At 52.8% G+C, this 26,919-nt stretch carries 26 protein-coding genes; 15 read left to right on the top strand and 11 right to left on the bottom strand.

What is annotated here, in order from left to right; genetic code table 11:
- Positions 1 to 304: 304 nt before the first annotated feature.
- From K3T83_RS11895 to K3T83_RS11885, 3 genes are all read left to right on the top strand, one after another.
- Positions 305 to 2,188, top strand: coding sequence for an ABC transporter ATP-binding protein (locus K3T83_RS11895; RefSeq protein WP_220203184.1), 1,884 nt, complete (start codon positions 305 to 307; stop codon positions 2,186 to 2,188).
- 127 nt (positions 2,189 to 2,315) lie between these two features.
- The gene (locus K3T83_RS11890; RefSeq protein ID WP_220203183.1) at positions 2,316 to 3,401 is read left to right on the top strand and encodes an ArsR/SmtB family transcription factor; all 1,086 of its coding nucleotides are present in this window, start codon (positions 2,316 to 2,318) and stop codon (positions 3,399 to 3,401) included.
- A 245-nt stretch (positions 3,402 to 3,646) separates the two neighbouring features.
- A complete protein-coding gene (locus tag K3T83_RS11885) occupies positions 3,647 to 4,066 on the top strand; it encodes a hypothetical protein (RefSeq protein ID WP_220203182.1) in 420 nt (139 codons plus the stop codon).
- 571 nt (positions 4,067 to 4,637) lie between these two features.
- Here the strand turns inward: K3T83_RS11885 and K3T83_RS11880 are convergent.
- The 4 genes from K3T83_RS11880 to K3T83_RS11865 all read right to left on the bottom strand — a co-directional run bounded on the left by K3T83_RS11880 (position 4,638) and on the right by K3T83_RS11865 (position 7,790).
- Positions 4,638 to 5,162, bottom strand: coding sequence for a hypothetical protein (locus tag K3T83_RS11880; RefSeq protein ID WP_220203181.1), 525 nt, complete (start codon positions 5,160 to 5,162; stop codon positions 4,638 to 4,640).
- A gap of 63 nt (positions 5,163 to 5,225) precedes the next feature.
- On the bottom strand, positions 5,226 to 5,504 hold the full coding sequence (locus tag K3T83_RS11875; protein WP_220203180.1) for a hypothetical protein: 279 nt from the start codon (positions 5,502 to 5,504) through the stop codon (positions 5,226 to 5,228).
- A 45-nt stretch (positions 5,505 to 5,549) separates the two neighbouring features.
- Positions 5,550 to 6,623: a dipeptide epimerase gene (locus K3T83_RS11870; protein WP_220203179.1), complete on the bottom strand. Its 1,074-nt coding sequence runs from the start codon at positions 6,621 to 6,623 to the stop codon at positions 5,550 to 5,552.
- Between the two features lie 36 nt (positions 6,624 to 6,659).
- Positions 6,660 to 7,790 (bottom strand): D-alanine--D-alanine ligase family protein, encoded by a 1,131-nt coding sequence (locus K3T83_RS11865; RefSeq protein WP_220203178.1) that lies wholly within the window; start codon positions 7,788 to 7,790, stop codon positions 6,660 to 6,662.
- A 166-nt stretch (positions 7,791 to 7,956) separates the two neighbouring features.
- Here K3T83_RS11865 and K3T83_RS11860 point away from each other — a divergent pair, with 166 nt between their 5' ends.
- The gene (locus K3T83_RS11860) at positions 7,957 to 8,262 is read left to right on the top strand and encodes a 2Fe-2S iron-sulfur cluster-binding protein (RefSeq protein WP_220203177.1); all 306 of its coding nucleotides are present in this window, start codon (positions 7,957 to 7,959) and stop codon (positions 8,260 to 8,262) included.
- Between the two features lie 89 nt (positions 8,263 to 8,351).
- Here K3T83_RS11860 and K3T83_RS11855 read toward each other — a convergent pair whose 3' ends face one another.
- On the bottom strand, positions 8,352 to 9,557 hold the full coding sequence (locus K3T83_RS11855; protein WP_220203176.1) for a hypothetical protein: 1,206 nt from the start codon (positions 9,555 to 9,557) through the stop codon (positions 8,352 to 8,354).
- 261 nt (positions 9,558 to 9,818) lie between these two features.
- Here K3T83_RS11855 and K3T83_RS11850 point away from each other — a divergent pair, with 261 nt between their 5' ends.
- From K3T83_RS11850 to K3T83_RS11825, 6 genes are all read left to right on the top strand, one after another.
- A complete protein-coding gene (locus K3T83_RS11850) occupies positions 9,819 to 10,046 on the top strand; it encodes a hypothetical protein (protein WP_220203175.1) in 228 nt (75 codons plus the stop codon).
- A complete protein-coding gene (locus K3T83_RS11845; RefSeq protein WP_220203174.1) occupies positions 10,039 to 10,923 on the top strand; it encodes an SDR family NAD(P)-dependent oxidoreductase in 885 nt (294 codons plus the stop codon). Before K3T83_RS11850 ends, K3T83_RS11845 begins: the two co-directional genes overlap by 8 nt.
- 194 nt (positions 10,924 to 11,117) lie before the next feature.
- Complete coding sequence (locus K3T83_RS11840; RefSeq protein ID WP_236064879.1) at positions 11,118 to 12,029, top strand: proline dehydrogenase family protein; 912 nt, start codon at positions 11,118 to 11,120, stop codon at positions 12,027 to 12,029.
- Positions 12,030 to 12,172: 143 nt separating this feature from the next.
- The gene (locus K3T83_RS11835) at positions 12,173 to 13,006 is read left to right on the top strand and encodes a C40 family peptidase (RefSeq protein ID WP_220203173.1); all 834 of its coding nucleotides are present in this window, start codon (positions 12,173 to 12,175) and stop codon (positions 13,004 to 13,006) included.
- A gap of 15 nt (positions 13,007 to 13,021) precedes the next feature.
- Complete coding sequence (locus K3T83_RS11830; protein ID WP_220203172.1) at positions 13,022 to 13,348, top strand: gamma carbonic anhydrase family protein; 327 nt, start codon at positions 13,022 to 13,024, stop codon at positions 13,346 to 13,348.
- On the top strand, positions 13,315 to 13,542 hold the full coding sequence (locus tag K3T83_RS11825; RefSeq protein ID WP_505912367.1) for a gamma carbonic anhydrase family protein: 228 nt from the start codon (positions 13,315 to 13,317) through the stop codon (positions 13,540 to 13,542). Before K3T83_RS11830 ends, K3T83_RS11825 begins: the two co-directional genes overlap by 34 nt.
- 10 nt (positions 13,543 to 13,552) lie before the next feature.
- Here K3T83_RS11825 and K3T83_RS11820 read toward each other — a convergent pair whose 3' ends face one another.
- Both K3T83_RS11820 and K3T83_RS11815 read right to left on the bottom strand, forming a co-directional pair.
- A complete protein-coding gene (locus K3T83_RS11820) occupies positions 13,553 to 14,416 on the bottom strand; it encodes a class I SAM-dependent methyltransferase (protein ID WP_220203170.1) in 864 nt (287 codons plus the stop codon).
- A 210-nt stretch (positions 14,417 to 14,626) separates the two neighbouring features.
- A complete protein-coding gene (locus tag K3T83_RS11815; protein WP_220203169.1) occupies positions 14,627 to 16,675 on the bottom strand; it encodes a copper resistance CopC/CopD family protein in 2,049 nt (682 codons plus the stop codon).
- A gap of 281 nt (positions 16,676 to 16,956) precedes the next feature.
- Between K3T83_RS11815 and K3T83_RS11810 the strand changes: the two genes are divergently transcribed.
- On the top strand, positions 16,957 to 18,231 hold the full coding sequence (locus K3T83_RS11810) for a glycosyltransferase (RefSeq protein ID WP_220203168.1): 1,275 nt from the start codon (positions 16,957 to 16,959) through the stop codon (positions 18,229 to 18,231).
- A 27-nt stretch (positions 18,232 to 18,258) separates the two neighbouring features.
- Here K3T83_RS11810 and K3T83_RS11805 read toward each other — a convergent pair whose 3' ends face one another.
- Entirely contained in the window at positions 18,259 to 18,930 is a 672-nt protein-coding gene (locus K3T83_RS11805; RefSeq protein WP_220203167.1) for a GerMN domain-containing protein, read from the bottom strand.
- 477 nt (positions 18,931 to 19,407) lie between these two features.
- Between K3T83_RS11805 and K3T83_RS11800 the strand changes: the two genes are divergently transcribed.
- Entirely contained in the window at positions 19,408 to 21,177 is a 1,770-nt protein-coding gene (locus tag K3T83_RS11800) for a peptide ABC transporter substrate-binding protein (RefSeq protein WP_220203166.1), read from the top strand.
- Between the two features lie 243 nt (positions 21,178 to 21,420).
- On the opposite strand, the gene K3T83_RS11795 is transcribed toward K3T83_RS11800, so the two are convergent.
- A complete protein-coding gene (locus K3T83_RS11795) occupies positions 21,421 to 23,712 on the bottom strand; it encodes an ATP-binding protein (protein ID WP_220203165.1) in 2,292 nt (763 codons plus the stop codon).
- A 48-nt stretch (positions 23,713 to 23,760) separates the two neighbouring features.
- On the opposite strand from K3T83_RS11795, the gene K3T83_RS11790 reads away from it, so the two are divergent.
- Positions 23,761 to 24,102 carry a hypothetical protein gene (locus K3T83_RS11790; RefSeq protein ID WP_220203164.1) on the top strand — a complete coding sequence of 114 codons (342 nt, stop codon included), beginning with the start codon at positions 23,761 to 23,763 and terminating at the stop codon, positions 24,100 to 24,102.
- Between the two features lie 36 nt (positions 24,103 to 24,138).
- Here the strand turns inward: K3T83_RS11790 and K3T83_RS11785 are convergent, their stop codons facing one another.
- On the bottom strand, positions 24,139 to 24,636 hold the full coding sequence (locus K3T83_RS11785; RefSeq protein ID WP_220203163.1) for a MarR family winged helix-turn-helix transcriptional regulator: 498 nt from the start codon (positions 24,634 to 24,636) through the stop codon (positions 24,139 to 24,141).
- A gap of 85 nt (positions 24,637 to 24,721) precedes the next feature.
- The gene (locus K3T83_RS11780; protein WP_220203162.1) at positions 24,722 to 24,988 is read right to left on the bottom strand and encodes a helix-turn-helix domain-containing protein; all 267 of its coding nucleotides are present in this window, start codon (positions 24,986 to 24,988) and stop codon (positions 24,722 to 24,724) included.
- 251 nt (positions 24,989 to 25,239) lie between these two features.
- Between K3T83_RS11780 and K3T83_RS11775 the strand changes: the two genes are divergently transcribed.
- Both K3T83_RS11775 and K3T83_RS11770 read left to right on the top strand, forming a co-directional pair.
- Complete coding sequence (locus tag K3T83_RS11775) at positions 25,240 to 25,479, top strand: ferredoxin (protein WP_220203161.1); 240 nt, start codon at positions 25,240 to 25,242, stop codon at positions 25,477 to 25,479.
- A 123-nt stretch (positions 25,480 to 25,602) separates the two neighbouring features.
- Positions 25,603 to 26,871 (top strand): cytochrome P450, encoded by a 1,269-nt coding sequence (locus tag K3T83_RS11770; RefSeq protein ID WP_236064877.1) that lies wholly within the window; start codon positions 25,603 to 25,605, stop codon positions 26,869 to 26,871.
- Positions 26,872 to 26,919 lie beyond the last annotated feature (48 nt).

The raw sequence follows: 26,919 nt of genomic DNA, 5'->3' as shown, positions 1-26,919 counted from the left end.
CTTCCTCATATTCTTCTCATTTCTTCACAAAATATTAATGTCGAAAACTATTTTCTCTAAAGAACGCTTACTTTTACCCGAAATCTATTAAAAAATTCGTTTATTTTGCTTCACTGATCAAATAGATAGGAGTGATCCTGGCAGTTTTGCGAGGGCAAAATCTGTCATAAAGTGAATGGTATTGTCACAGCATTACAGGTATACTCAAAAGAAGGATGGAAGATTGCCGGTCTATTGTTTTGTCTCCACCGGCAACTTTTTATGTCTTTACCTCTCTCAATGGAATGGAAGGGCAGGAGGCTCAATGCAACAACAAATCAACGCGATAAGGGCGCTACAGGATGAAAAGAAGCGGAAGGACAACGATGGTTTTAGTATCAAACAGATCCCCGGAGCATTTGCCAGTTTACCCCGTGTTCTGCGTCTTGTCTGGTCTACCAGCCCTTTGATGACAACGACTCTGGCGCTGCTGAGTCTGTTACAGGGCTTTACCCCGGCGGCCAGCGTGTGGATCACCAAACTGGTTGTAGATAGTGTGGTGAGGGGCATTCAAATTCGGAGTACCGCGCCCATCTGGGGGCCGGTGGGCCTGCAACTGGCGATAGTTCTGTTTTCTAATTTGTTCAGTACGCTCAGCAATATCGTGCAGCAGCTTTTACAGGAGCATGTTTCCAACCATATTCAACTCCTTATTTTAGAGAAGGCCGATACGCTTGATCTGGCCTTTTTTGAAGACCCGGAGTTTTACGATAAATTGCGCGAAGCGACCGACCAATCGACCTATAAGCCGGTTTCAATGATCTCGCAAACCTTCGATCTCTTTCGTACCCTGGTCACGCTCGTTTCGATGATTATCCTTCTGGCGCAACTGGCATGGTGGCTGGCGATTATTGCCTTGCTCGTGCCGCTGCCAGCGTTTATCTCCAGTACGCGCTATGGTTGGCGAGCCTATCAGCGTATGCGGCGACAATCACCCGAGCGGCGACTCATGATGTACCTCTCCAATCTGCTCTCGGTTGATACCTATAATAAGGAGATCAAGCTCTTCAATCTCGGCCCCTTCCTTATCGAGCGTTTTAAGCAATTGGCGCACACTTTCTACGAGGAGAATCGACAGTTGTTGGTTGCCCGCTATATGACCAACTTCTTCTGGAGTGGTTTGACGGGCGTGGCGAATAGTGGCATCTATCTCTATGTGGCGCTGCGGGCTGTGATGGACCCCGTGAGTGTGACGCTGGGTAGCCTGACCCTCTATACCCAGACAGCCACGCAGACGGGACAAAACTTCCAGAACTTGCTCAATGGCATTTCCAGCATGTACGAGAATAACCTGTATGTGAATTTGCTCTTCGAGTTTCTCGAATATAAGCCGCGCATCGTCTCGCCAACCATAGCTGCACCAGTACAAGGCATGTCCGAAGTTAAGGGGTTAGAGATCGAGTTTCGGAATGTGAGCTTTACCTATCCAGGGAAAGATCCTGAGACGCAGGCTGCATTGAAAAATGTAAGTTTTACGATTCAAGCGGGCGAATCAATTGCGTTGGTGGGCAGAAATGGAGCTGGCAAAACAACCCTTGTTAAGCTGCTGACTCGCCTCTATGATCCAGACGAGGGCGAGATCCTGATTGGTGGGCGTAACATCAAAGAGTACGATTTGCACGATCTACGCGGGTTGATCGGTGTGATATTCCAGGATTATGTCCATTATTATATGACCGCGCACGAAAACATCGGCGTGGGGCGCGTTGCCGAGATCGAGGATCAGGAGTTAGTCAAAGCCGCCGCACAGAAGAGTGGAGCCAATGCGCTTATTGAGGGGCTACCGAACGGCTACGACACGATGTTGGGCAAATGGTTTAAGAATGGGATGCAGTTAAGCGGTGGCGAGTGGCAAAAAGTGGCGCTGGCACGAGCCTTTATCCGCGATGCCCATATTCTCGTGTTGGATGAGCCGACCAGTGCGCTCGATGCCCAGGCCGAATATGATGTATTCTCACGTTTTCGCGTCCTCACCGAAGGTAAGACCGCCATCTTTATCAGCCATCGCTTCAGCACCGTGCGCCTGGCTGATCGCATCTTCGTGCTGGAATATGGCAAGATTCGTGAAAGCGGATCGCATCAGGAACTTATGGCGCTTAATGGTCGTTATGCCGAGCTATTTAATCTGCAAGCAGAAGCATATCGCTAGCAAATTATTCCTGTGCAAAATGTCTATAGTAGAGCAATTGACAAATCCGGGATGGTTCGACTACAATTGTCTTGTACGAAAAATATCGAACACAAGGCAGAAGTCGAACCAACTATGAGATAGTCCTATGACAGTACTGAATCCAGCGAATCGAAACCGGTTTCCAGAAATTGAAATTGATGTGGGCGCAGCGTACGAATGCGTGATGTCGCTTTGTGCCGTGTGCGATGCCAGAGATGACAGCGATTATGACATGGGCAATGAGCAGCTGGTGCGGATGAGAGCTAACCTCTCGCTCGAACTGCGTACTGCTATTGAACGGATTGCGGGACACTGGCAAGATTGTAAAATCTGGTGCTATCTGGCAGGCATTGTTTATGATTGTGAGGCACCCGCAGATGTTCCAACATTGCTTGCTTATATAGAGGCGATGGATGCACTGGAGCTACGCCTTTATATGTTGGGATATTATGATCGCAGCATGCGGAAGTTGGTCTCACCAGAAACCATATTGCAGGCGGCGGAGGGAGATAGCGCGGCGCAGAAGCGATTTTTGAAGCTGGGGCAACCGGGAGATGCATCGTGGCAACGGTCAACGCGGCAACTGCTCTCGTTGGATGCAGAGACCATGAAAAGTACGGTGCTGGAAGTGTTGCGGCGCTGGTATGATGAGGTTTTTTGCGAGCAGGAACCGCTGGTATTGTCCATCCTACAACGCGATGCCGAAGCAAAGCGTGCGCTCAAACGGACGCTTGCTCCTGAACGCTTTATAGAAGTGGCGACCAACGGTTTTGAGTATATACCGGAGCCGTTCACACGTAGCGTCGTGCTGGTCCCTTGCTTTGCTATGAGGCCGTATGTATGCAGCACTGATCACCATAATGTTGTGATTTTTTGTTATCCTGTGGCGGATGAAAGTCTGGTGGAAGATAATAGCGCTCCTCCCCAACGTCTGGTGAGGCTCTACAAAGCGCTCGCCGATGAGCGTCGTTTGCGGATGTTGAAGAAGCTGGCAGAGAACGGTTACAGTTTGCAAGAGATGGCGGATGAACTGGGGGTCGCGAAAACAACCCTGCATCATCATTTTGTCGTGCTACGTTCCGCTGGATTGGTGCGTGTAAGGACAAGTGATCACCGCTATCGATTGCGCGAAGAGACCCTCTCCGATGTCTCCGGTTTGTTAGAGGCATATCTCAAACGGGGGCTGGCATAAAAAAAGAAGAAACCAGAAAGCTAGAGGGCGTGTTCAGACCTGGCAAGTTAGCGCACGTCCCTCACCGGCAATTTTGTCGCTGTATGCTGTCTGGCTACGTCTATTGTATGACACATGAGCCAGATTGGTCAATTGGTGGGCTAAGGAAGGCGTACATATTGCACAATGGCTGTTGACAGAAACAGCCTTATCCTTGCATAGAGCGGCATGCATCATAGAAGTGATAGCGGGAAAGGAGTGGAAAAATGTACCCCTGCTATATGGAATATGAGGCAGCGTACCACAGACAAGAACTATTACAAGAAGCTGAGATAGAGAGGATCATCCCGAAAACCACAGCGCAGAAGTCTGATCTTTCGGATGAGAGGTACTTCTGGCATGAAGCGCTGGCTCTCCCGATCTCCATTCGTGAGGTGTTCCATGCCAATATTTCTCAGGCACTCGTCGATGATATGTTGCGCCGTCGTACGCAATCGTTGGTTCTGATGGTGGCGAGCGTTGCATTTGGGCTTGGCGTGCTCGCTGGTGGATGGATCGATAGTCTGGTGAGCCTCGATGCCGTGCTGTTGTTCGGCTGTGTCGTAGCACTGGCAGCATGCATACCTGTTGCCCGACGTTCCCTCTTCTTATTGCGAAGACGCAGAATAAAACTGTTGTTACATTAACAGTAGACCTCCCTGGCGGCGAGGGGCAGGGCGGCCATAAGGGTGTGCCTTGCCAGCACGAATGGGTCTAGGACGTGCTGGCAAGAGGGCAGCACACCTTTATGGTCGCCCCGCCCCCCGCTGCTTTTCATCATTTCTCCTGCGGGGATTTTCCCTCTATAGCCCCAAAACCAAACTAGAGAGGCTGAGACGTGCAAGCGTGCAGTGATTTAACGTGTTATTAACGATGCAATAATGTGAATTTAGTACACTGACAAGGAAAGATTGGTGCCTAGGAGTTCGCACACTGTTGCAGACTCTTCACAGGCCCGGAGAGATGGCTACACCTCTCCTCAATAAAGTGGCTAGCGCAGAGAAAGGTCCACCTGCTAACCTGGAATCGTGCGCTGCGTGCCTTGTGTGCGCGAACACAAAGCTTCCCCTCGCTCTAAACGGCGTGGAGGAGTTGCCGATGTCTGTCATCAGGTGTCGGTAGAGCAGGGCAGGCCACTCAATCATATGGCCTGTACGGTTCAACGTGCTCCCTTGGAAAAGGAGCAGGGAAGGGAGAGTCGTGTCTCTCAACGTTCGTTCATGGCGGCTCCGGTTGCCGCAGGCCAAGCGGCCCCGCATCATCGTGATCGCGGGTGCAGCCCTGGCGGTCGTCGGCCTGATTGTGTGGGTCGTCCTGCCGTATGGCAACTCGAAGGCCCCCACCACCACCCAGTCGCCGACCGCGCAGGAGGTTCCCGCTGAGGGAAACTACCTCCTGGATGGCGGCACGCTCACCCAGCCGGGGGAGGACCACCAGGCCATCAAGGTCTCGGGGGCCTCGGACGGGGATCTCATGGCCCGCGTTACTGGCCCTACCGTGGATGTCGAACTCAAGAACCACTGGCAGAGCATGCCGGGTGGATCTTTTGCCATCAGCGGGCCGGACTTCGAGGTCATCGGACGATGGAACCCGATGTCCAACCAGATCCGGCCGGTCTTCTCGACGGAGGTGGCGCAGGCCGGGACGGTGAATGGTACCGTGACCATCGGCCAGAACCAGTTCCCCAGTGTGCAGGTCGGGGCTACTGGCAAGGGCGATCCCAGCAAGATCTACAACGGTCACGCTGAGGTCAACCTCGTCAACTTCTCGGTCAACTCGACCTCCTGCCAGGCTGTCGCGACCGTGTCAACCAACAGCGGTACTCACCTGTCGCTGCTGAGTGGCAAGACGATGCTCAGCGAAGTGACGGCGCATGACGGGGCGTATGTCCCGCTCATCGCCAACCTCCAGCGGTCTGACGCCGAGCTGAGCCTCGGCGTCGTCGGTTCCAACGGGCAGGTGCAGGTCCTGAGCCTCATCATCACGCTGGACCCGCAGCAGGTGGCGAACTGCCCGGAGACACGCCGAGCGGCATGACGTGACTGACCCTTCGATCTGAGGTGGGCTCTCCAGGGGACGTAGCAACCCTGGAGAAGCCCGCTTCTCTTTTTTCCTTATTATCCGTTCTCTCTATTTGCGCTCTATCCCTAACCCTCTTTTAACAGTAGATAAGTCATAGATGCCCCCGCGTTGCTCATATCCTCCCGTAAATGGATCTTCTGTTAGCAACATCGGCGTGTCCAGGTCGATATAGCGGAAGCCGCCCAGTCCAGCTGCAAAATGAGCGGCGGCGCTGCTTGCCAGGCGCGACTCGATCATGGCTCCGATCATCAGCGGCGTATGCGTGGTGTGACAGAGCGCCGCGATATCCAGTGCCTCAACAATGCCTGTTTTCATGAGCTTGATATTCACGACGTTGACGGCCCCCATCGCCAGCAAGCGAGCAACGGCTGCGGCGCTGGCGGCACTTTCATCGGCAGCCACCGGAACTGTTGTGTGTTGCGTGACGTAGCGCAGACCCTCATAATCATCTTTGTGGACCGGCTGTTCCAGCATCAGAGGCCGAATATCACGGTCATCGAGTGCTTCCAGACAGAGCAGCGCCTCGTTTGGTGTGTAGCCCTGGTTGGCATCCAGCGTCAGACCCAGACCGGGCGCACCGCTCCGAATCGCCTCCACGCGTGCCACATCGTCGCGCACATCGCCGCCAACTTTGATTTTAATCGTTGTAATCCCGCGCTCTACCGTCTCTTTTGCCAGTTCGTAGCCGCGCTCTGGCGTGACCATCGGGATGCTCATATCGGTTTCGACCGCGCTGCTGGCCGCGCCGAAAAATACGTAGAGCGGCATGCCATACGAGCGCGTGAGAGCGTCGAGAATCGCCATCTCCATGCCTGCTATGACGGTTGCTTGGGCATAATAAATGCTATGCAGCAGGTGAGAGAGGACGCGCCAGTGGGACGCATCGCGTCCCTGCACCAGCGCGGCACAGGCATGAGCGGCGGCCAAAGCCGTCTCCTGCGATTCGCCCGTGCTGGGTGGGAACGGAGCGCACTCCCCATAGCCAATGCTCCCATCCTGTAGCTTGATCGTAATCAGCACATTGCTGGCTGCGGAGACGCTCCCGGTCGCTATGGTGAACGGTTCGAGCAAGGGAATGTTTAAGGGTTCGACGATAACGGATTCAATTGTGGTGCGTGACATGCTCTTTCTTCCTTATTGTTTTCAATGGCTGTGTATTTAGCGGTTGGTACGATTGCGTTGTCGGTCAGCATGGCGCTCGATACCAAGCTCGATGAGACGGTCAAGTAACTCGCTGTAGGGAATACCGCTGGCCTCCCAGAGCATGGGATACATGCTGACCTGCGTAAAGCCTGGCAGTGTGTTGACCTCGTTCATATAGACTTGCCCGGTTTCTTTCTCAAGGAAAAAATCGACGCGAGCCAGCCCGCTCAGGTCGAGGGCGAGAAACGCTTGCAAGGCCTGACGTCGTATCTCTTCCGCTGTAGCCTGGGGAATAGCGGCTGGAATGGTGATCTCGGATTTGTTATCGATGTATTTGGCGTTATAGTCGAAAAATTCGCTGCTGGCGGCAACTTCGCCCACGATCGAGACAATCGGCTCATCGTTGCCCAGTACGGCGCATTCTAGCTCACGGCAGTTGATGCCCTTTTCAATAACAATTTTGCGGTCATATTCCGCCGCCACGTTTATAGCGTGTTCCAGTTCAGCGCGGTTGTGCGCTTTGTTGATGCCCACGCTCGATCCCAGATTCGCCGGTTTGATGAAAATAGGGTAGCCCAGGCGTTGCTCGATTGCGTCCATGACGGCTTCTGGTGAACGCTCCCATTCGTGGCGACGGTAGACCAGATAATCGACGATAGGCAGGCCGATGGTCTGGAAGATCATCTTCATCTTTTCCTTATCCATCCCCAGCGCCGAACCCAGCACGCCGCAGCCCACATAGGGAACATTTGCCATTTCGAGCAGACCCTGCAAAGCACCATCCTCGCCAGTTGTACCGTGCATGACCGGGAAGATAGCATCGAGCGCACCGTTCTCGCGCAACTGCTCACCACCTTCCAGAGGGATCAGACGGCGCACGTTAGGATCGCCAGTGAGCGTGACGGTCGTGGTGGTAGTTTCTGGTTGGGTATCCTGACCAGCTGTTAGCAATGCTTGTGGATCAGCACCGAGCAGCCAGGCACCTGTTTTGGTGATGGCGATGGGTATCACCTCGTATTTCTCGTGATCGAGATTGGCAATCACGGATTTGGCTGAGGCTAGCGAGACCTCGTGTTCTCCCGAACGACCGCCAAAGATCAGGCCGATGCGCCGCTTTCTATTAGCTGATGAACCCTGTTGGCCCATGAATAATCTCCCTTCTCTGTTGATACGATGTGCAAATAAACTCGTCAGACCAGACGAGCCTGCTGGTATGGGGCAATCTTGCCGCATCACCATGTCTGTGCTATATTCTGACAGAGGTATCATACCAGATCTATTTGAAAATATTATCATCGCGGAGGATAGAGTCGTGCCAACTATTACGTATGTTCGTGAAAATGTGCGGGTTGAGGTGCCGGAAGGCGATGCCGTGCGTTATCCCGCGCTGGAGAATGATGTTCCAGTCTATTGCGGTATTTACAAATTTGCCAATTGTCATGGCAATGGACTATGCGGCACTGATCGGGTAGCCGTTTCTCCTTCGACCAATACCAGCCCGCTCACCTTTATGGAGAAGTTCTGGCTGCGGAAGGATCTTCAGAAGAATCCTGATATACGCCTGGCCTGCCAGGTCAAGGTCTATGGTGATGTAACCGTCCAGACCCAATGTAAATAGCGCGTTTTATATAAAAAACAAAACGAGAGGGCGAAGCGTATCAGAAATGCTTCGCCCTCTCGTTTTGTTTTCTACCCTGTTCAGAGGTGTCACCTGACGGCGAAATAGAGTGTACGCGCGAGCTGGTCATTCCAGAGCAACTCAACCTTGCCCGGTGCTGGTATCGCAAATTGTTCGTTCGCATAGCCATTGATCGAGTTCTTGGCTTTGACCGGGACAGATTTGCTCTGGAAAAGATGATCATTCATATACCAGCGAACCGTCACCTGTCCATCCTTCTCCTGTGGGGAAACGCTATAGATGACAAAAAATTCCTGATTCACGGCGAAGATCTTTTGCGGTTGCAGCGCAATAATGGCCTTTTTATCGACGCGAGCAGTCGTGGCCGCTGATCTGATGACATCTTTCGCCGGTCCCTCGTCCACTTTTTCAGGAGGATCGGGTATCTTGGCTTGCACCGTTGGCTTCAGGGTGGGTGGCGAACTCAAACCGACGAACTGCTTCATGTGCGTGAGTGTGCCGCTGGCTTTGGCGTAATAGGTTGCTCCCGCACAGACCAGCATACTCACGATGATAATGCTGAGGAAGCCGCTGATGATGCGGTAGCGGGGGATGATCGGTCGGGGCTTAGTGTACATCGGGGGAACGTACACTGCCTCTTCCTCGGCAGGAAGAGCTGGCAGCAGATGTTCAATGTTCTGTACAGGGATCAGTTGTTGCGTCAGGTGAGACAGCCCCGGATGAACCTGCGGTGCCGCGCCGCCTTGATAGATGGCTGGTAACATCGATTGTCGTTGATCTGGCGAGGCCTCTGGCGGCATCTGCTGACTCTGGGCAGGGGATGCTTCCCGAATACCCACCCCGGCAGACCACGCTTGCTGCGGCTGATTCTGCAAGTTCTGTTGTGCTGGCAAATCGGGAGCTTGAGACCAGTACTGATTTTGTGCCGATGTTTCGGGATGATCAGAGATATGTGACCAGTACTGTTGCTGGTCCACTTGCTGGTTCTGTGGTGCTGGTTGCCTCAATGGACCTGACACGTGTGACCAGTATTGTTGCTGATCTGGCTGTTGTGCAGAGTTCTGCTGTGGCCAGGAAGAGGGAGGAGCATCAAATGACAACTGCGGTCCTGCGCTGGGACTCCATTGTTGTGGTGCGCCTATTGATGGGCCACCCCATGATGCTGCTTGCCAGTTGTTCGCCTGAGAACGCCCCAGGAGCGGAGATTGTGCCCCGCAGTTCGGACATGGCGCTTCATTTTCTACGCGTGCTGTTTGACAGAATGGACAGAACATCGCCTTCGCCTACCTTGTTTACAGATGTTGCTACATCTCACACTAACATTGTTACAGGCAGGTAATCAAGTATTGTCCGGTTGGGTAGGTCAAAATGGCTATGTCTTTTTCTCCCTCAACACGTCTAAACATGTATCATCAAAAGAGATATTCCTGCTTGCTTTCCCTTGAAGTCAAGCCTGTTCAAGTGTTACCATTGAATCGTAAGTGGACCTTGCTGGCCGCTTGAGATACTCTTTTCCCAGGTATATGCACGTTGTTATGACAGAGACGCAAGAACAATGGTACAACCGACAGGCAGTTGAGCAACTGGCGCAACATATCCCTTTTGAACGCGATAGTGCCTCAAAAGCAGAGCAGATCGAGATGTTGCGCGGCCTGGTGATACGGCATGGTCGGGATATGGACCCGGAGCTGTTCGGCTTTGAGGCGCGCAATGAGCTAATACGCCTGGGCTTGTGGTCGCGGATTGGAGCCGGGCATGGATAAAAAGACGATCGTGATTACGGGCTGTTCCAGTGGTTTTGGGCGCATTACTGCGCTGACTCTGGCCGAGAAAGGGTGGCATGTCTTCGGCACCGTACGTAAGGAGACGGACAGGGAGAGCCTGATAGCAGAAGCTGGACGACACGGCTGCTCACAAAATCTCACCATCCTGTTCTGTGATATTACACAACAGGAGCAGGTTGAGCAGCTTATGGAGCAGGTGACGGAGCATCTACGAGGCGATGAAGCGATGGAGCATGAGGAGCACGTGCCACGCCTGGATGCGTTAATGAACAATGCAGGAACGGCCTATGGTGGCCCAATCGAGCTATTGCCAATCGAGGATTTGCGGAACCAGTTTGAGATCAATGTTTTTGCCCAGATCGCGGTGACACAGGCGTTTCTGCCGCTGCTCAAAGAGGCCAGAGGGATTATCATCATGGTGAGTAGCATTGGCGGGCGTGTTGCAACACCCATTGCTGGCGCTTATAATGCTAGTAAGGCCGCTTTAGAGTTCCTGAGCGACGCGTTGCGCATAGAATTGGTGCCATTTGGCGTGCGCGTGGTTCTTGTCGAGCCAATTTCTAGCCCGACCGACATCTGGAATACGAGCCTGGAACGCGCCCTGCAACGGATCGGAGCGCAGCGCGAAGGACCATATGAGCGGCTCTTGCAGGTTTCTGAGCGGTTCGCAAAACGCTTCAGCAAACAGGGATTCCCTCCCCAGGTGTTTGCCGATATGGTCGCACATATCCTGGAGAGCGACAGGCCGGGCGTGCGCTATGCGGTTCCTCGTAGCGCTGCTATCCCGATGACAATAGGCCGCCTGCTCCCTGATCGCCTGCGGGATTACCTGGTCCGTCGCACGCTGAAATGGTAAGCAGATACTTGAGAAGGACGATCTGATCTATCGCTCACTACTATTGGAAGCATACAAAACGAACTATCTATGCGTTGTATACCAGGATGATAGGTAAAACATATGATTCTGCAATACCCCTTTTTTGTCTATAGCTTCATGTGTGAAACAATGCAAGTTTCGTTGTTACCCGTTTTTCTAAAGGAAAGGAGCCGATGATGCTCAAGGATACGCTGCTGTATCTTTCGCAAAATGCGCGGGTACATGATTTTGTGATCCAGAATCCCCTTGCGCGGGGAGCTTCGCGCCGTTTTGTGGCGGGAGAAGATATTGAGGACGCGGTGCAGGCCGCTCGCACCCTCAATCGACACGGTATTCAAGTTGCACTCGACTACCTGGGCGAGAATGTGACGACCGAGCAGGAGGCCAGAGGCGCAACCGATGCCTATGTGTCCGATATCGATATCATCAAGCGAGCAGGTGTAGATGCCAATATCTCCATCAAGCTTACGGCGCTTGGTCTGGATATCGATCAGAGCCTCTGCGAAGAAAATGTGACGAAGATCTTGCAGCAGGCCCAGGAGCATTCGCTGTTCGTCTGCATCGATATGGAAAGCTCTGCCTACACCGCGCGCACCGTCGATATCACCTTACGCATGCATGAACGCTTTGAGCATGTTGGCACCGTGATTCAGTCGTGCCTGTATCACAGCAAAAAAGATATTGAACGATTGATCACGCAGGGCATTCGCGTGCGCCTCGTCAAAGGAGCCTATAGTGAGCCAAACACCATCGCATATCAAAACAAGAGCGATGTTGACCGTAACTACGTGCAGCTGATGAGCCTCTTGCTGGCACGTGGCAACTATCCGGCGATTGCCACCCATGATGAGGAGATCATTAACGCCGCCTGTAAGTATGTGCGCGATCATGGCATCAGCAAAGACGCCTTTGAGTTTCAGATGCTCTATGGGATACGCCGCGACTTGCAAGAGAATCTCAGCAAACGTGGCTATAACGTGCGCGTCTATGTGCCCTATGGCTCGCAATGGTATCCCTACCTGATGCGGCGCATGGCAGAGCGTCCTGCCAATTTAATGTTTGTGTTGTCGAATGTTTTGCGTTAATACCCAGGTGTGTCGTATTTGCGCGATAATGAAATGTAACAACCAAATCGGGAATCTCTCCCGTCGTAGTCGAGCGATTTATCGCGGGGACCGCTCCACAAGCTCCCCGCGATAAATCGCTCGACTACGAAGGAAATGCTTAGATGACTATTAGTGCTATTTCTGTCGGGGTGGCGGATGTGCGCCGCGATCCCGATGCAACCTCTGAACTGGTGACGCAAGCTCTAATGAATCGGCCTGCAAAGGCGAACGAAACATCCGGCGATTGGACTTATGTAGAGTTTTCTGATTATCAGGGTTGGGTGCAGACCGATGTGCTGGAAGACGCGCCGATCAAAGGGTTTACGCGTATCAGCGATTGCTGCTCTACACCGCTTGCTCTGGTTGCGATCGTGCAGGCAACCCACACACCTCTTTTTGCAGACCTCGCTGGCAATGAGGTGCTGGATACTCTCTATCTTTCGAGCGTCCTTCCCCTGCTCGATACGGTCCCATCCGAGCGTGTCAAAGTGGCCTTGCCAGGCGAACAAACGGGTTGGATCTCTAGGGATGCCGTGAGTATTCGCTATGGTGAGGACTGCTATCCCTGTCAGTCAATTGATGCGATTATTGCCTACGCTCTTCCCTTCCAGGGAGTACCGTATCTATGGGGAGGTGTGAGCTGGAAGGGTATCGATTGTAGCGCGTTTGTCCAGCTCTGTTATCGTATGGGCGGCTATATCATCCCGCGCGACGCCGATCAGCAGCACGACGCCCTGACGCACGCTGTTGCTCGAGAGCAGATGCAGAAGGGCGATCTGATCTTCTTTGGTAGCGAACGCGTTACCCACGTTGGCATGGCCCTCAACGAGAAGGATTACATTCATGCCTCCGGCAAGTATAAGCGTACCGTTATCAACAGCTTTGATCCAACGGATGCCCGCTATGATCAGCAATTGGACAAGGTCGTCCGAGGCATCAAACGTGTCATTGATTGAAGGGAGCAAGAAGTTATGCCTGTCCAGCCTTTTAAGGGGAAACATCCCCAGATTGCCGAGAACGTGTTTATCGCCCCAGGCGCAATGGTGATTGGAGATGTGACGATCCATGAGGGAGCGAGCATCTGGTATAACGCGGTCGTACGCGGAGATACGGCCCCCATCGTTATTGGCCCCGAACCAATATTCAGGATAATTGCACCCTGCATACCGACGCGGATGCTCCCCTCACAATCGGTGCCGAATGTACTGTTGGTCATAATGCCGTCGTGCATGGGGCAACTGTGGCCGACCACGTTCTCGTCGGGATGCATTCCGTTGTGTTGTCGCACGCTCAAATAGGGGAGGAGACTGTCATTGGTGCGTGTGCACTGGTGAGCGAGCAAAAGCAGATACCGGGAGGCGTGCTGGTTGTTGGAGTACCAGCGAAAGTGGTTCGCGAACTGAGCCAGAACGAGCGCGCAAAGATTGCTGAGAGCGCGGCAGGCTACTGTGAGCGTGCCGCAGCACATAAGCAATCGTTGGGAGAGCAGTAACGTTATTTCATCATGATTTGTATCCTATCATGATGACGCTGTTATACATTCCGCAAAAATCATCCTGGTGAATCTCTATGAGCATTTGCTGGTAGAGGCTTTGCACTTCCTCTTGCGTGGCAACTCCCGCCCGCACGAGGAATGGTTGGATTGTTTGAAAGATAATCGCCGTGTTGCGATGATAGTTGATCTCCTCTTCGACCTCAATTCCGTTCCATTGGGCGTGAGCATGATAACGAAGATTCTGATAGCCAGTCTTGTATAGGAGTCGGGGCACCACTGTCGTTATCCCCAGCGTGTTGCCGTCAGGTGAAAATCCGTAGCCCGCAAGCCACAGCGCTTTGGTGAACAGAGCATTCAGGCGTTCCTGGGCCGGGCTGTTGGTGATGCCCAGGTCCGTAGGCTCCATCAGACGCAAAATGCCTCCCGGTCGTAGTATGCGTGTACACTCTTCAAGGAAAGGTTGCCACGCTTCCCGACGCAGAACTCCCATGAGGAGGCGGGCATTGACCAGATCGAAGCTCTCATCGGGAAAGTCGAGCGGTTGTATAATATCCAGAACTTTGAATGAGGTGTTGGCAAGCTTCTGCGTGCGCGCTCGTGCTATGGCATAATCGATCATTCTTTGACTGATATCTCCGCCTGTGACGGAAATAGTGGGATTTTCAAATGCCACATCGAGTACCCAGCCGCCGGGTCCACAGGCAAGATCCAATATAGTATGCAGACTTGCAATATCGATCGTAGATAATCCGGCGAAGACTCCTCCCATGTTCTGATTCGCAAAACGATCCTGTTCGATCAGGCGGGCCATCTCTGTAGAGCTTTCCGGGTCGAGGACGTAGCTATGTGTATTTTCTGCGTTATCTGACATCTCATCAGGTTCCTTCCAGGGGAAATAACAATATGTGAGAAAATGTGTTGTACACCATTCATAGGATACAAGAGATCAGAGCGAATGTAAATGCTACTTTGGGAATACTATTATCTTGATAGAAAATGCTGTGAAGCATGGCGAAGGTTGTAGAATAGTGCTTTGTATTGGGGGAGGCGAAACTCCCCCGATATTGAGCAATGGTACTATTCAGATAATATTCACCTTAAATTGCATCTGCACGGCTGGATGGTTGGGCTGCTGAATGGAGACGTTGATATCCCAGACTCCGCTCATCGAGAACACATTCTTCTCAAATGCGGCGCTATAGACCACGTTGCCGCCTTTGATGGTGGTGCTGGTGGTTCCCATATCCATCACCTGCATGTTGGTCGTCATTTTGACCTCGGCATCCGTCACTGGCTGGCCGTTACTATCTTGAATGGCAAGGATCACAACATTGGGCTGCATCGTCTTGCCCGGTAGCATCTGTAGCGTTGCCGAGAGTCCTCCTGCCTGCTGCGTCTGTGTGTTTGACTGGCTAGCGGTTTGTTGCGCTGCCTGATTGCTATAGTTGACATTGGGGAAGACGATGGGCGGCGCATAAAAAGCGAGCAGAGCGGTGCAGAAGAGGACGCCAGCCCCTAGCCACGATTGAATTAAGACGATCCACTTAAAATGGCGTCCGGTGTTTTCCAGCGCGAACTGGCGCGTGCGACGCGCAGGCGCATCCATGCCCACGACTGGCAGCAATAGCGCCTGACGAGAGATGCGAGGCGTCAGGAAAAAGACCATATAACATCCCAGGATGCTGATCGCCAGCAGCAGAACCATCTGCACGAGCAGCGCGCGCCCGTAGGCGTCGGTGAGCAGCAGTTGGGGATTATGGATGCTTGCCTCACTGAGGAAGAGGAAGCAGGCCGCTAGCATCCCCATACTGGCGAGATGAAAGGGCCGGAAGCGACGCTGGAGCGCGACAAGCATTTCTGCATGATGCTCACGGTCGAGCGCTGTTAGCAGGGGGAGCAGCACATAGCCCATATAGGCCAGACCACCAAACCAGATACCCTGCGCGACGCGATAGAGCCAGTCAAACGTGATAGCACTAAAGTGAGGCTGTAAGACCTGTGCGGCGTCTCCCGACAGCACACGCGTCATGAGGATAACCCCTGCAATCAGCAACCAGAGCGGCGTGTAGCGTTGTGCCAGCACCAGCGTCGTTGATGTCGATTGCGGAGTTGATACCTGATCCCGTTCCGATCCCTCTCTAATGGTAACTTTAGCGAGATTCGGGGCCGTTTCCTGCGTGATGCGTGGGTGCAGGGAGCCGGTTCGCGTCAGGACTCGTTGCGCTTGTGTGGCCGTAGCGGGAAGCATCGATGCATAAGCTGCCGGTGCCACGCGGTTGCTCAGTCGTAAGAACGCCAGCGACAGCACGATAATGAGGCAGCGGAAGAGCCAGAGCAGGCCATAATTGGTCTGTAACAGCAATTGCAGGACGGCCTGGGGACTGAATGCCACGTCTTGCATCGTGCTCATCCGGCTGGCACGCAGCACGAGCAGCGTGATTTCGCCGATCAACAGCACGATCAAGCAGAGATTTTGCAGGGAGAGCGTTTGTTTGCGCGCCCGCTCCAGTAGCGCTTGAGTACGATCTAGCGGGAAGAGCACGAGCCGCTCCATTATGAGCAGGCCGATCCAGAATGTCAAAGCCAACAACGTCAGCCAGTCCCAGGCCACGCTGAGGGCGTTGGCGAAATCGAAGGTGCGCGTACCACCTGGACCCTCAAGTTTGTTGCTAGTCGATGGTCCCAGTGTGGGTATACCTGATAGGCCGGTGCTGGAATAGCCAACGTTAAAGCCGATCAGACCATAGGAGGTGTGTCCGTCCTCGTTGGCAATCGCAGTCCATTTGATCTCGTAGCTGCCCTGTGGCTGCGAGGCCGGATCTCTCAGCGCTATCTCCAACTGACGCTGGTTGGCTCCTGAAATATGGCCGGGAGCCGCGCTGACATCAACCAGATTGCCGTTTTGCACCACGTAGATGCGAGCGCTACTCAGCGGACTGATCTGCGCATTAAAGTCGATATGAACGACCTTTGGTACTGCATTGATCGTTGAGCCGTCGATGGGATCAGAGCCAATCACGAAGGCGTGCGCCGATGCTGTCGGTGGCCGCGCTACAAGGCTCGTCATAACCGATACCAGGATGGCAAAGAATAATGCTCGTATGAAAATGAGCAGTTGTCGCTTTTGCATGTCTTCTCGCTATATATATAAGTGGGCGCTACTGCCCTTTGGATTTGCTAGAAAGTCCGTTGAATAAAAAGGGATAAAGACTTCCCTCCTATTATAGACCTGTTATATTGAGATATCCAGGGGATTGTACATCAGAAAAAAAGCAGGTTGTAATAGGAAAAGCGCTCGTTTGCTGGTTCCAGAGAATTGCCTGCTTGATTATGGCGCTGGCTGCCTTCTCCCGCTATAATATTTAATACCTTGCTGCTTTATACAATAACAAGAAAACGAGTTAAAAATCTATGAAAAAATATAATTGGTGGAGGCAGTCCTGGCCGCGCATACTGCTATGGTCGCATGTGATTAGCGTGATGAGTTTTTACCTGATAAATTGGTGGCGCACGGCTCCCACTGAAAATGATGCCGTGAAGATATTGGCCGCGAAGAAAAATGCTCAAACTGCTAGCAAAACAAACGGAGCATCGTCCGCAGAGAAGCCGCTGGTATCGATCATTGTTCCGGCCCGCGATGAGGAGCGTAATATTCGACGCTGTGTGACCTCTCTCTTGGAGCAGGATTACGAGCGTTTTGAAGTGATTGTGGTTGACGATGGCTCGACAGATAAAACAGGAGAGATCCTCAATGAACTGGCCGCCACGCATCCGCAGGGGAAACGCTTATGGACGCTGCGCCTGCGTGATCTGCCGCCTGGCTGGGCTGGCAAACCCCACGCCATTCATATGGGCACGCAGGAGGTGAACGGCACCTGGCTGTTGTTTACCGATGCCGATACCTGGCACGCGCCCAACGCCCTGCGTTCCGCTCTAACGCAGGCGATAGAAGAACAGGCAGACCTCTTTACATTGGGATCAACGCAGGTGCTACCGGATTTCTGGAATAAAACATTGATGCCCGTAGCCTTTATGGGCGTCAGCATGCTCTACCCTCCCCGATTGGTGAATGACCCACAGAGTCATGTGGCTGTTGCGAACGGTCAGTATATCCTGCTTCGGCGCGAGGTCTACGAGAAGCTGGGCGGATATGCCCGGCGCGATTTGCGCTCTACCCTGCTTGACGACCGCGATCTGGCCCGTGTGGTGAAAGAGAATGGTTTTAAGCTGCGTTTCGTCGATGGGCGCGGATTGTTGCATGTGCAGATGTATCACAGCTTTGACGAGATCTGGCGCGGCTGGCGAAAGAACGCCTATCTCGGCAATCGCGGCGGCATCCTCTTCTTTCTGCTCCAACTGATCGGCCTCCCGATGATCTCGCTAGTGCCGTTTCTCTGGCCGCTCTTTGCCTGGGCGAGCCGTAAGCTGTTGCCAGTCGGAGGGATAGGCGCTGAAGAAGCGGGCGTTGCAATGGGGTTGGAGGTCTCTTCTTTGCTGGCCTATCGCAGTTGGCTTAACAAGCAGATAGACGTTCCCTGGTATTATGCTTTCACCCAACCGCTGGCCGCCTTGATCTTTGATGGCATCCTGGGACAATCAATCTGGCGCATTCTGACCCATAAGGGTGTCGATTGGCGCGGGAGGCAGTATCATAACGAGAAAGAAGATCCGCTTGTCACAAAATAGCAGGGAGAGTAGACCTCTCCCCTGATCCTATTGTAGACACCGATCCATGCCGCTCTCGTCACCGAAGCAATGGCCCTCGTTCGTCAGGATAACCACCTTTTTGATCGTAGGGAATTGTTGCAGCGTCTTTTCGATTTCGGTATGAATGCGCGCGTCGGTTCCTATGCCACCAGAAGTGAGCGTACGACAGAACTTGAGCGTGGCCGTCCCTGGTTCATCGGTCGTCCCCTTTTTGTCCAATACCAGGGTGAAGTCCGCGCCAGAGCAGGATGAGGGGCCATTCAGCGCTTTAGGCAGCTCGGAATAGTATCCCGCATTCTTCTCAGTACTTGTCGGCCCGGCAATCAATTGCTGGATGGCGTACGTGGCAACCGCAGTGGTTGGAGAGTCGCGATCAACGGGATAGACGGCCTGGAAATTATGCTCCGAGTCCGGCGATTTGGAAAAGTACACCTTGATCGGGTGATGATTGCCCATCTTTGTTGTTGCCGTCGTCGCAGCAATAGCGGTAGGTTCGGTCGCGGTTGCTGTCGGGGTTGCGGTGGTCGTTGGTGTGCTGGTGCTACCGGCAGGTGGGTTAGACGACGTGTTGGAGCCACAGGCAGCAAGCAGCAGCGCCAGGATAAGCAAAGCGGATGATACAATAAAAGCTTTACTAGCGAAAAGGTAGTTATAAAAAGTATTCTGCCGGTCTTTCATGACAACACTGTCCTTTCTTCTTAACCTCCCAACACAAAGAAACACCTCTCTCTATATATTATCGTTTCGTTGCCCAGAGAGTTGCACTTTGGACAAGAGCGGATTTTATATGTGATTTCTATGTGCTATGTGTCTCTTCTAAAGAAAACTCTGACGATAAAGAATTTTGCTCCTTATATTTATTTTACCTCTGCTAAATAAACAGATGATTTGCAACATCCGTATCTGAAACGCTACCTATGTTTCCTCTTCCGGATATGCTCTCGTTCAGAGCCTTTACTCTATGTATACTCTGCACATCATTTGTCGGCGCGCTTCCAATGGCTGAGAAGTTTCTTTTTTGCACGGCGTATATATTCAATATCAGAGATGATTGCAATTCTGTGGCTTTTTAGGGATATGTTCAATACAGGATGTTGTATGAAATATCCATGCTGTGCGGAGTTCATCATTTTAAGAGACAAGGAGAAGTCATATATGCGATCTCGTACTTATCAGATGCGCGGACTGTTATCTATCTTTCCAGGTCTTTTTTGCGCATTTGCTTTGTTACTCTCAGCGTGCGGCGGAGGTGGAAACCAGCAGGCTTCGAGTGCTACGACAAAGGCACCAGACGATCAGCAAATTTATATCTCGCCGATCAACGGCAAATCGGATGTGAAAACGCTGGATCCTGCTCTGGCCTATGATATCGTCTCCATCAATAGCACACAGATGCTCTTCACTGGGCTGGTGCAGTTTGACGATAATTTGAAGGTGAAGGATCAGCTGGCGGCCTCTCATCAGGTGGCCGACGATGGCACAACCTGGACGTTCAAGCTGAAAGATAACCTCAAGTTCAGCGACGGCTCGCCTATTACCGCAACCGATGTGGCCTACAGCATCGATCGCGCCTTGAAGCCTGAGACCAAATCTGGCTCGGCCCCCTTTTATCTGAGCCTGATTAAGGACTCGGACAAGCTGAACGCGGGCAAGATCAAAACGCTTATTGGTAGCAGCTTGCTCACACCTGATGACAAGACAGTGGTGATTAAAACCAGCCAGAAATCGGCCTATTTCCTTGATTCGCTGGCCTATGTCAGCTCTTATGTCGTTCCGAAAAGCGTGCTGGATAAGTATGGCAATCAGTTTGTGGACCATCTGACTGAAGGGATCGGCGTCTCTGGCCCCTGGATGCTGACCAAGCATGAGCGCGGCAAAGATCTTGAGTTTGCGCCAAATCCGAATTACTATGGAGCCAAACCGCAGTTGAAGAAGGTCATTATGCCCTTCTATCCGCAGGAAGATACCGTCTACAAAGCGTATCAGGCCAATCAGGTTCACTCAGCCAGCATTCCCTCTCCTCAACTGGATTCCGCAAAGGGATTGCCCGATAAGCAGTTCCGCCAATCGCCGCAATTGTGGGAATACTACTATTCGATGAATATGCTGGTGAAGCCGTTTGACAATACGAAGGTCCGTCAGGCGTTCGCGCTGGCGATTAACAAGGATGTCATCGCGCATAACATCTATAAAGATACCGTCATTGCCACCAATCATCTCATTCCTAGCGGCATGCCTGGCTATAACGACAATATCACCGGTCCCGGGGGCGTGAAGGATACCAAAGGCGATGCGGTCATGGCGAAGAAGCTCTTTGACGAAGGATTGAAAGAGGACGGCCTGACCCTCGCAACCCTGCCGAAGATTACGATCACCTATGCCAGTGGTGGCGATACCGACTCGCGTAACGCGATGTCTACGGTGCAGCAGATGTGGAAATCGGTGCTGGGTGTGGATGTGATCATCAATGATGAGGAGTCTTCCAAGTACTTTGATGATGTTTCGAATACCGGTGGCAATGCTAAAGGGTTACAGATGTGGCTCTGGGACTGGATTGGCGACTATCCCGATCCCCAGGACTGGACCACGTTGCTCTATAACAAGGGCGCGGCCAAGAACAATATGAACTACGGCCAGAACAGCTCGAAGGATGCCAGCGAACAGCAGGCCGTTCAGCAATTGCTGGCCCAGGCTGATGCCAATCCGAACCAGGATGAGCGCTTGCAGCAGTACAATCAGGCGGAGCAGAAGTTGCTCAATGACGTGGTGGTGATCCCCATATATCAGGAAACCAGCACCTATGTCTTGAAGCCCTGCGTTGTCGGAGTGGTGGACAATGCCCAGCAATTCACTCCGCCCGATGATTGGGGCAATATCTACATCTCAACAGCGAAAAACTGCGCGGATGTCAACAAATATAAGTAGAAGATAGCTTGCGAAAGAAGGTGTGGTGCTCTGCTGCACCTTCTTTTTGTTTGGGAAAAATCGTGTCTCCTGTGAGAATGGTTATGCGGGGTTTGCGTCTTAACATGGGACTCTGTGGGACAGGGATGCGCACAGGAGACACACTCTAATCTTTATATGATTTGCCCCACAGCCTCAACATTTCCTCAAGCAACGGGACTAATGGTTTGATGTTTATGATGCTGTTGCCGTCAAGCCCATTCCTCATGATTCATCCGATTCTCTAAGAGCAAGGACAATGCTCTCTTCCATTGTCAGTGCTACCCCTTGCTGCCATTCTGCCGCAAACAGATGTTCAGAGAGACAGGAGCGGGCCAGAGTGATGACCCTCTCGAAAACTTGCTGTTCATCAGATGGCAATGGTGTGTGAGCTCTCGCCCGCAGGACGCTTGCCTGCGCACACAGGCGGATGGCTTGTTTATGGTTCCCCTCAGCACTACAGAGAGTGGCAATGCCCTCCAGACACGAAGCAATCGAGGTGAGGTTGCCGATGGTGCGAAACAGGTGCAGGCTTTCTCGATAGTGAGTCCGGGCCAGAGCATACTGCTGCTGGTCACGAGCGATATGCCCAAGCATGACCGAGACAAAGGCCACACCCCAGGTAAAATGCTCACTCCGACAGTGGGCCAGCGACTCCTCAAGCATCTGGCGGGCAAGTGCAAGCTTTCCTTGTGCTCGTGCAATTCTCGCCAGATTATCTCGTGCACGACCCAGCGATCCGCCATCGTCTCCTGCCCCTCCAAGGCGAGCATGCTGATAACTCCGCTCGAAATAGGATACAGCTTCTTCGAGATGACCGCGAGCCTGCGCCAGATGTCCTAATAACGCCAGCGCATTACTTATCCCCACCTGTTCACCAGTCCGTTCACCCAGCGCGAGCGCGGCTTTCGCAATAGCTACCGAACGCTCAGGCTGTCCTAGATGTCTGGCTATCCCTCCAGCGCAGTAGAGAGCAGCGAGCCGCACCGAAGCTGGTGCCCTGTCCTCTTCAGCTACCTGGCTATCCAGTTCGAGCATCTTTGAGAGCCACAGATCCCCCTCGCGCATCTGCCCTCTTCTGATCCAGTAGGCTCCGCAGGCCGCGATCAGTCGCAGTCCTGCTCTTGCCTGCCGCTGCTCATAGGCCCGGTGTAATGCTGCTCGCAGATTAGCCTGCTCAGGTTCAATCCACTCCTGGCAGCTACCGGGTGTAATAGCCCTCTCCACCAGTCGTGTAAAATAGTCGATATGCCGCCACTGGTAGGTCGCCTCCCTGCTTGTTCTACGCAACTCTTCCTGCGCATACTCCTGGACGAGTTTGAGCAAGTGAAAACGCATCGTTCCATCTTCCACCACCTCACTCTGCATCAAGCTTGCATCGACTAGCTCTCTGAGATGAGTCAACAGATCAGTGGCAACCAGTGCGTCTTCTGCACAGAGAAAAGCCAACGCCTCTTCGCTCCAGCCCCCCTCACAGACACTGGCGATGCGCAAGACCTGCCGAGCAGATGCTGAGAGCAGATCATCACTCCATGCAATCGCTGCTTGCATCGTTTGCTGGCGCTTCGGTACATCCCTGGCTCCACCTTGCAGAAGAGGCAAACTGCGCTCCAGGCGGCTCAGGAGCTGGGGCATCGAGAGGACTTTCATATGAGCAGCCGCCAGTTCAACCGCCAGCGGCAAGCAGTCCAGACGTTCACAGATAGCGGTCATGGTTGGATCATCACCCGCTATATCAGGTCGTATGGCCTGCGCTCGCTGAAGAAAAAGCGTCACAGCGGATTCGACGGGTAACGGCGAAATCAGCAATTCCTGTTCTCCCCGGAGTCGTAGCGGGGTACGACTGGTCACAAGGACGCGTAAGTGCGGACAGCTTTGTAAGAGATCAGCAATACCAGGAGCAGCATCAATAACCTGCTCAAAATTATCGAGGACAAGCAAAAGATGTTTGGCTTCCAGAAAGTCCGCGATCTGTTGAGAGGGCGAGGAGCCAGCTGACTCACGCAACTTCAACATCTGAGCCACCAGGGAAGGCACCAGGGAAGCGTCGGAAGTAGCAGCCAGTGAAACAAAGAGCACACCATCTTTATAGTCGAGACATCGCCGATGAGCAATCTCTAGCGCAAGATGTGTTTTGCCGACGCCAGCAGGTCCCACCAGAGTCAGCAGCCGCGCTCTATCCCCCCGTAACAGCGTCGTGACACGGACCATTTCTTGTTCTCGACCAACCAGTTGCGTCGGAGGAACAGGCAGCACATACAGTGGAGCGAGAGAAAAAGCGTCTGTCACCGCAACGGATCGGGCAGAAGCAATCAATGCCTGTCGTCGCTCTTCTGAAAGGACGAGAGCCTGCAAAAGAGCATCGAGCGTATCGGAGCGGGGTGCCCGATTGATCCCACGTTCCAGATCGCTAATAGCGCGGGTACTGATATTGGCACGCTCAGCCAACGCTTCTTGCGAAAGCCCTGCGGCAAGACGGTACTGTTTGAGGAGAGTCCCAAAGGAAGGTGTTTTCATAGTTCTCCAACGAAGTGATCACAGTTTCTCCTTCTAAAAGGATAAACGATGTACCGTTCAGGTTTTTGCCGTCTTTTTGTCAGGCCACCAGCTCCCTTTCTCGCGTTGCTTATCACTTTACTCGCCACTCAACTGGTAGGCGGTGTCCTTCTTGGCATCGCAACCATCCGCGCTCGCATCTTCCAGTCCTGGATTGGCTGGTTGCTTATCGTCTCATCAGTGATAGCAGCGGCATCATTCCCGCTGGAGGGCATAGCAAGTACCCTGGTCACTGCCGGATCTGATCTTCTGCTCATGGCTGTGCTTGCCTGGAGCGGCTACCATCTGACAAAAACATCAGAACCTCCTGTGCAGGAAGCTCTGACAGCCACGCAAACTGCTAGCGCTTAGTGTTGGGAGCACTCCTTGTTGCTGGGTCCAGGCGAGTTACTGAGAATCACCTTCGGCGGTGCGCTCCGTGAGCAGCGACTCTAACAACTCTGCAATGTGGGGAAAGGTGGCTTGAAAGCGGCGCAGACGTGCTATTTGCAACTGATCGACGCGGCGCGCACCCTCCTCAGTGGGAATGAGCAGACTGGCTCTGGAATCGTTGGGATCGCTCTGGCGCTCGATCAGTTTGAGGTCCAGCAGCAAGCGGACCTGGCGACTAATCGCGCTTTTATCGATATTAATAAGCTCTACAAGCTGGACGGCACGAATGGGGCCGCGATGGCGAATTTGCACAAGTAGCACGTAGCCCGCGCTATCCAGATCGGGGTGGATGTCGTGAGCATATTCGCTAATCAGGTTGCGCAGGCGGCTATAGAGCGCGGGAAACGCCTGCTCTAGAGCACTAAACCATCGCAGCTCTTCTGCCTCCCCCGCGCTGCGTTGTTGATGCTGTTCTTGCTCGCCACCGTGGACAGCTGGTTGTTCCGGCTCCATATCAGCCTCCTTCCCGCGTAGGAACCCAATTATAGAAAGCAAAGGTGAACGATGAATCATCCCTTGAAGCTCTGGTACGGCTCTCTCAATACTTTCGTGTACAGGGAGAAAAAGCAGGTTTTTTGCCTCTTCCTGGTTTTATCTTCAGCCCCTCTAATCCTTCTTGTTCATAGCGATCAATCCACTCCGAAATCATCTTACGTCGGACCTTTTTGAACAATCCATGTGCTGCTACTTGTCTCACAGATGTTGCTTCTGTTACCTTTATAATTGCTGCTGCACACTCACGTAGATACGGCAGCGACGCATAATCACGGATTTTGACCAATTCTGCATACCGATGTTCTTCCAACGTGACTTTCCGCTTTCATGCCATCAGGCCCTTACCGGCGGGGAGGTTACTGGCATATTTTGTTAAACAGGTAACTGGGTCCCTACAGAATTCATGCTTCCCTCTTTGCAACACTTTGAATAACATCCAGCTTAACACATCAGGTTGACATAAGCAACTACATAGTGATATAGTTGATCACATCAACTTTATATACGTAAAAGCTGGTTGAATGTTTTGTGAGAAGGACGAATCTGCAAAAGGAGTGTGTAATGCGAATAGTGGTTTCAACCGATAAATGTGTTGCCAGTGGAAGCTGTGCATTGGCAAGTCCGCAGATTTTTACGCAGCGAGAGAGCGATGGCGTGGTACACGTGCTGAATATGCATCTCTCGCAGAATATACTGCAAAAGATGCGTGAAGTGGTGGATGCCTGTCCCGCGCAGGCTTTTACCATTGAGGACGAGGAGAACACAGCCGAAATCACGTTGGTCGAAGAGGGCGAAGCGTAGAGACCCTGTCTCTATAATGTTGAGCGGTTTTAAGGATGATCCTGCTCATTCGTATGAATTGTCATACGTACGGCATATTGTACTGTATTAGTCATTTATGGCAAGAAAGATCAGGAATTACGGATGAATCAGGAACAACAAGGTAAAACAGGAGCCGTGTCGCAGAAGCAAAGCATGGCAACCGGAACACAAAGGGAAGATATACCCGCTTTCCCATTTCCATTTGCGGATCACAGCCTGGAATGTCCTGCCGAGTATGAGCGGATGCGGCAGGAGTGTCCGGTAGCGCAGGTGCATATGCCACGTGGAGGTGATGCCTATCTGTTGACTCGTTATGAAGATGTTTTCAAGACCTTTGCCGATCCCAATTGTCGAATGATTCGGCCTGAAGATGGGAATGTGCCGCGACGAGAGGAGGGAGTGACTGAAAGTTTTCTCAGTATGGAGTCCGACACGCGGCATAACAAGATACGGCGTCTGGTAACGCAAGTCTTCTCGGTTCGGCATGCCAATACATTGCGCCCAGGGGTGGTGGAACTGACCAATGTGCTTATTGATAAAATAGAGCGCTCAGGACCTCTGGCCGATCTGTTTGAAGACTACGCAGTTAAGACGCCGATGGCGGTGATCTGTCGCCTACTGGGGATTCCTGCTGAGGACGAATACCTCTTCCGGGCGTGGGGAAGGAACAGGCTCTCCTTAAATGCTACAGCAGAGGAGAAGCGAGAGACGGAACGTAAGATGACGGAATATCTCACGCCGATTATCGAGCGCGAGCGCGAGCAGCCTGGAGACACGGTCATCGGCCTGCTAGTTAAGGCATGGGGCCAGGGAGAGGAGGTGTTGACGCTGAAGGAACTGCATCTGTTGGCTCGCACGTTGATCGTTGCTGGCTTCGAGACCGTCAGCACGACCTTCACCAACTCCGCCTTTATCCTCTTGCAACGTCGGGAACTGATCGCGCAGTTGCGAGAGCGGCTGGATGACCCGGAGCGCATGGCATCGGCGATCGAGGAGATCCTGCGGATAACGCCAATACTGCTGGGCCGAGCGAGAATTACCCGCAAAGAGATGAGCGTGAGCGATATGACGGTTCCGAGTGGGGAAGTTGTCTTTTTATCGACGCTTTCCGCGAATCGAGACGAGGCGGTCTTTCCCTATCCCGACGAGATAGATCTTGACCGATCCATGAAGCGTCCCATCATGACGTTTGGACGGGGCATTCATGTCTGTATTGGGCAGCAGATCGCACGTATGGAGCTTCAGGTGCTATGGACAACGCTGCTCAAGCGCTTGCCAGAGGTGCGACTGGCGGTGCCACCCTCCGAGATACCCTGGCGATCGAATGAGACCTCAACGTTCGGACCGGCACATCTGCCCGTGACGTGGTAGTTGCCAGTAATCCGACAGCAGAAGGGCCATTTGACCACCCTTCTGCTG

This window comes from Reticulibacter mediterranei, from assembly GCF_016587455.1.
Note: the sequence above shows the minus strand (reverse complement) of the source record. Positions and strands in the feature narration are given on the sequence as shown.